Consider the following 5,266-nt stretch of genomic DNA (forward strand, 5'->3'; position numbering starts at 1 on the left):
CTCCTCGTCCGGCAGGTGCAGGTGCACCGCGTCCAGGTGGAGCAGCTCGTCCCGGAAGTGGGGCACCAGCATCAGGTCCATATCGCAATTCAGGTCCATCAACAGGTGGAGCACCACGTCCAGGTGGAGGTCCAGGTCGTCCAGGTGGAGCACCGGGTGGTCGCGGATCTGCAGCTGGTGCATTTGGAAAGGGAAAGTCTTCAAAGCGTAAGCAGAAGTCACGTAAGGCGCTGCGCGAAGAATTCGACAATATGCAAGCTCCACAATTAGGTGGAGCAGTTATTCCTCACGGTGATGGAAATACAAAGATTCGTATGCGCCGTGGTTCATCTTTGGCGGACTTTGCAGAGAAGATTGGTGCAGATCCAGCGGCGCTCGTTTCAGCGTTGTTCCACCTTGGTGAGATGGTGACCGCAACTCAATCAGTGGATGCAGATACATTCGAAATTCTTGGCGCACAGCTGAAGTACCAGATTGAAATCGTTTCTCCAGAAGATGAAGATCGAGAGTTGTTGCAGGACTTCGATATTGACTTGGCGCAAGAGCTAGAAGATGTAAATCCTGATGATCTCGTGGCACGTCCACCAGTAGTAACGGTTATGGGTCACGTAGATCACGGTAAGACGTCTCTTCTCGATGCAATCCGTAAGACAGAGGTCATCAAGGGTGAAGCTGGCGGAATCACGCAACACATTGGTGCGTATCAGATTCATCATGATCACGATGGCATTAACCGCGCAATTACATTTATCGATACACCAGGTCACGAAGCGTTTACCGCTATGCGTGCTCGCGGTGCGAAGGTAACCGATATTGCAGTTCTTGTTGTTGCAGCAGATGACGGAATCATGCCTCAAACAATCGAAGCGCTTAACCACGCTCAAGCAGCGGATGTTCCAATCGTTGTGGCAGTCAACAAGATCGATAAGGAAGGCGCGAACCCAGATAAGGTCCGCCAGCAGTTGACTGAGTACAACCTCATCGCTGAGGAGTACGGAGGAGACACAATCTTCGTAAACGTCTCTGCCAAGCAGGGCAAGGGCGTCGATGATCTGATCGACTCTATTCTCCTCACAGCAGATGCTGCTATCGATCTTCGTGCTATTGCAGAAGATGATGCTCGTGGAGTTGCAATTGAAGCTCACCTCGATCGCGGTCGCGGACCTGTTGCTACTGTGCTTGTACAGCGCGGTACTTTGAAGGTCGGAGATGCAATCGTTGCTGGAGGTTCATTCGGTCGCGTTCGTGCGATGCTCGATGAGCACGGCGAGAACGTCACCGAGGCAGGACCATCTCGTCCGGTTCAGGTTCTTGGATTTACATCCGTACCTAATGCTGGCGATACCTTCCTGGTCGCAGAAGATGACCGTACTGCTCGCCAGATTGCTGAGAAGCGTCAAGCAGCAGAGCGCAATGCGCAGCTTGCAAAGGCTCGCAAGAAGGTTTCTCTCGAAGACTTCATGGAACAGTCCAAAATCTCTACGCTCAACCTTATTCTCAAGGGCGACGTATCAGGTTCTGTGGAAGCGCTCGAAGATGCACTTATGCAGCTTGATGTCGGAGCTGAAGTAGATCTTCGTGTTATCCACCGTGGCGTCGGCGCAATTACCAAGAGCGATATCACTCTTGCCTCTGCATCTACCGCTGTTGTTATCGGCTTCAACGTTAAGCCAGAGCCACAGACAGCTATCTTTGCTGATCAAGAAGGTGTCGAAGTTCGCTTCTACTCTGTTATCTACAACGCAATCGAAGAAATCGAGCTCTCACTTAAGGGTCTCCTTAAGCCAGAGTACGAAGAGGTTGTATTGGGTACCGCAGAAGTACGCGATCTCTTCAAGTCTTCTAAGGTCGGAACCATCGCTGGTTCACTTGTACAAAGTGGAATCATTAGGCGCAATGCAAAGGCACGAGTTATTCGTGGCGGCGCAACAATCGCCGAGAGCGTCACAATCGAGTCGCTCAAGCGATTTAAGGATGATGCAACTGAAGTCCGTGAAGGCTACGAGTGCGGTATCGGTGTAGGTAAGGGTGCGGACCTTCAGGTCGGAGACATCATTGAGGTCTTCGAGATGCAAGAGAAGAAGCGTGCATAACTCATGGGAAAGAATCACCGCAGCGATAAAGTTGCAGACCGCATCAAGGTTGTAGTGGCACAGCTACTAGAGACGAAGATCAAGGATCCTCGTCTCGGCTTTGTCACTATTACCGATGCGCGTGTGACTGGAGATCTCCAGCATGCCTCAATTTTCTACACCGTTTTCGGTGAAGATGATGAGCGCTCTGCAACTGCTGCGGCCCTTGAATCAGCAAAGGGTGTTATTCGCTCTGCAGTGGGCAAGGATCTCGGTACTCGCATTACTCCGACACTCGAATTTATTCTCGATGGTCTTCCAGAATCTGCGCGAGCCATGGATACCCTTCTCAACAAAGTCCACGAGCTCGATGCGCAGGTCGCAAAAGCTCGTGAGGGTGCAAAGCCAGTTGTAGAAGATGCTTACAAGCAGCCACGCGTCATAGAAGAAGACGAAGAGTAAAAACTCGCACTATGTCTGACGGATTCTTAGTCGTCGATAAAGCTCCAGAGATGACAAGCCATGATGTTGTGGCAATCGGTCGTCGCGCTCTCAACACTCGCAAAGTCGGTCATGCCGGCACGCTCGACCCGATGGCAACTGGCGTACTTGTTCTCGGATTCAATAACGGAACTCGATTACTGCAATACATCACAGACGGTGATAAGAGCTATACAGCGACCATTGTTTTGGGTGCATCGACAACTACCGATGACCACGAAGGCGAAATCACTTCTACCGCCGACTCAACTCACATCACTGATGAGCAAATTAAATCAGTACTCGCGACAATGGTCGGTGACATTATGCAGCGTCCTACCAACGTCTCTGCAATCAAGGTTGATGGAAAACGCGCCTATGACCGTGCACGATCTGGCGAAGAGTTTGAACTCCCACCTCGCAAGGTGACCATCTCTCAATTAGATGTTCTCAACATTCGCCATAAAGATGCAGTCACTTTGGTGGATATCGAAGTCACATGTTCGGCCGGTACTTATATTCGTGCGATTGCTCGCGACTTAGGTGCAGAACTCAAAGTCGGGGGACACCTCAATGTTCTTCGCCGTACACGCGTTGCTGGATTTACTCTCGATCAAGCAGTCGACGTTGCCCAACTTAAGGGTGGCAACTTCACGACTCTCGACTTAGCAGATGTTGCACGCGCAACTTTTCCAGTGCGCGAGCTAGACCTTCAAGAAGTCAATGAACTCTCTTTCGGACGTCCACTCAGTTCGAATCCCACAGATGAGTTAATTGCAGCGCTCTCTCCAGATAATCGGCTGATTGCACTGCTGAAAAACTCCGTTGATAAGGCAAAGCCAGTTGCTGTCTTTGCAGCAGCGAACTAGGTAAGGCAGGATGTGCTTATGACCGAGTCCAACGTTGTAGTTATCGGAGTCTTCGATGGCGTGCATAAGGGACATCAGGCTCTTCTGAATCGCGCCAAGGAAATTGCAGACGGTCGCCCGATAATTGCGTTGACCTTTGACCCACATCCGCGCACGGTCTTTGCACCAGACTCAGTTCCGCCAATGCTCACTACTTTGGCTGACCGTGTTGAGCTTCTTAAAATTCATAATGCAGACCAAGTTGCCGTGATGAAATTCAATGAGAAATTTGCAGCAATGTCCCCAGACCAATTTGTTGAAGATATTTTGCTGAAGCAGCTCCACGTCAGCACAGTTATCGTCGGAAAGAATTTCACTTATGGTGCAAAGGCATCGGGCACAGTCGATACGCTTATTAAGTCAGGCATGACCCACAACTTCACCGTTGATGTGCAAGACCTTGCTGGGGGAGACGATGTGATTTCTTCATCTCGCATCCGCAACCTTGTGATGGAAGGTAAGGTCGAGCTAGCTCGTGAGCTGCTCTCACGCCCACATCGCCTCGATGGAATTGTTGTTCACGGCGAAAAGCGCGGTCGCGAGATCGGTTATCCGACTGCCAACATCGGCAAAATAGAAGGCCAGACAATTCCTGCAGATGGAATCTACGCAGGGTGGCTTACAGTCGGAATCAATTATTGGCCAGCAGCTATCTCGATCGGCACCAACCCAACATTTGAAGGTGACCGCGGTCGCCAAGTTGAGGCATACGCTCTCGATCAACAAGGTTTAGATTTATACGGCAAGGCAGCTTCAGTTGAATTTGGTTGGTACTTACGTCCAACGCTGAAGTTCAATGGCCTCGAGGAGTTATTGGTTCAGATGAAGAAGGATTGCGATGAAGCTCGTCGCCTGACCGAGAGCTAATATCCGCTCAATCACGCTCAATTTGGGTTATCCACAGGGGTAGCCTAGAATTCACGCTGTCCCAAGAGATTGTCGATCTTCCGAGAGTACAACCGGAAGGCCTCCTGGTCAGAAACACTGAATGAAAAGGAAATGAAATGGCGTTAACACCAGAAGTAAAGAAAGAAATCATCGCAAAGTACGGCTCATCAGCTACTGACACAGGAAGCCCAGAAGCACAGGTTGCGTTGTTGTCACGTCGTATCGAAGACATCACAACTCACTTGAAGACAAACCCACATGATCACCACAACCGTCGTGGTCTTCTTCTTCTCGTCGGTCAGCGCCGTCGTATCTTGCAGTACCTTGCAAAGACAGACATCAATCGCTACCGCGCAATCATTGAGAAGCTCGGTATCCGTCGCTAATCAAAGATTCACGTTGTAAAAAAGTTTAATAGTTGTAAAGCAGTACGAAGGTAGGAAAGTTGGGTTGCACAGGGCAGCCCGACTGGAGCATCAGCGCCCACGAGGATAAATGGTCCTCGGTAGTGGCTCACGGAAGCTGATAAATAAATTTCCGTGGACTTCGATCGAAGATTCATTTTTTTCTCTTGTGGTGCGCTGACTTAAGTAAAGGAGCGCCCTATGGAGGGTCAAGACGTAAAGTCAGCAGTAGCCGTTATCGATAACGGTAAGTTCGGTAAGCGCGAGATCAAGTTTGAAACTGGTCGCCTTGCAAAGCAAGCAGCAGGAGCTGCAGCTGTTTACCTCGATGAAGAGACAATGATCTTCTCAGCGACAACAGCATCAAAGACACCTAAGGATCAATTCGACTTCTTCCCACTTACAGTGGATGTTGAAGAGAAGATGTATGCCATTGGCAAGATTCCTGGTTCATTCTTCCGTCGCGAAGGTCGTCCATCAGAAGAGGCAATTCTTACCTGCCGTCTGATTGACC

The 5,266-nt window shown here is 50.1% G+C and carries 5 protein-coding genes and 1 pseudogene; all 6 read left to right on the top strand.

Going from position 1 to position 5,266, the window contains the following annotated elements; genetic code table 11:
* Positions 1–2,093: translation initiation factor IF-2 (gene infB / locus ACKOVI_RS05430; protein ID WP_509603063.1), on the top strand; the 2,093-nt coding region annotated here is incomplete at its 5' end.
* A 3-nt stretch (positions 2,094–2,096) separates the two neighbouring features.
* Complete coding sequence (rbfA, locus tag ACKOVI_RS05435) at positions 2,097–2,534, top strand: 30S ribosome-binding factor RbfA (RefSeq protein ID WP_509603064.1); 438 nt, start codon at positions 2,097–2,099, stop codon at positions 2,532–2,534.
* A gap of 11 nt (positions 2,535–2,545) precedes the next feature.
* Positions 2,546–3,421 carry a tRNA pseudouridine(55) synthase TruB gene (gene truB, locus ACKOVI_RS05440; RefSeq protein WP_509603066.1) on the top strand — a complete coding sequence of 292 codons (876 nt, stop codon included), beginning with the start codon at positions 2,546–2,548 and terminating at the stop codon, positions 3,419–3,421.
* An 18-nt stretch (positions 3,422–3,439) separates the two neighbouring features.
* Entirely contained in the window at positions 3,440–4,327 is an 888-nt protein-coding gene (locus ACKOVI_RS05445; RefSeq protein ID WP_509603068.1) for a bifunctional riboflavin kinase/FAD synthetase, read from the top strand.
* A gap of 137 nt (positions 4,328–4,464) precedes the next feature.
* Positions 4,465–4,734: a 30S ribosomal protein S15 gene (rpsO, locus tag ACKOVI_RS05450; RefSeq protein WP_095673732.1), complete on the top strand. Its 270-nt coding sequence runs from the start codon at positions 4,465–4,467 to the stop codon at positions 4,732–4,734.
* A gap of 219 nt (positions 4,735–4,953) precedes the next feature.
* A pseudogene (locus tag ACKOVI_RS05455) lies at positions 4,954–5,266 on the top strand (polyribonucleotide nucleotidyltransferase); the annotation flags it as partial.

Origin of the sequence: Candidatus Planktophila sp., from assembly GCF_046070465.1 — a bacterium.
Taxonomy (GTDB): Bacteria; Actinomycetota; Actinomycetes; order Nanopelagicales; family Nanopelagicaceae; genus Planktophila.

What these genes read in the sequence shown, in the direction of transcription:
- rbfA (WP_509603064.1), top strand. Translation starts at nt 2,097, where the DNA reads ATGGGAAAGAATCACCGCAGCGATAAAGTTGCAGACCGCATCAAGGTT.
- ACKOVI_RS05445 (WP_509603068.1), top strand. Translation starts at nt 3,440, where the DNA reads ATGACCGAGTCCAACGTTGTAGTTATCGGAGTCTTCGATGGCGTGCAT.
- truB (WP_509603066.1), top strand. Translation starts at nt 2,546, where the DNA reads ATGTCTGACGGATTCTTAGTCGTCGATAAAGCTCCAGAGATGACAAGC.
- rpsO (WP_095673732.1), top strand. Translation starts at nt 4,465, where the DNA reads ATGGCGTTAACACCAGAAGTAAAGAAAGAAATCATCGCAAAGTACGGC.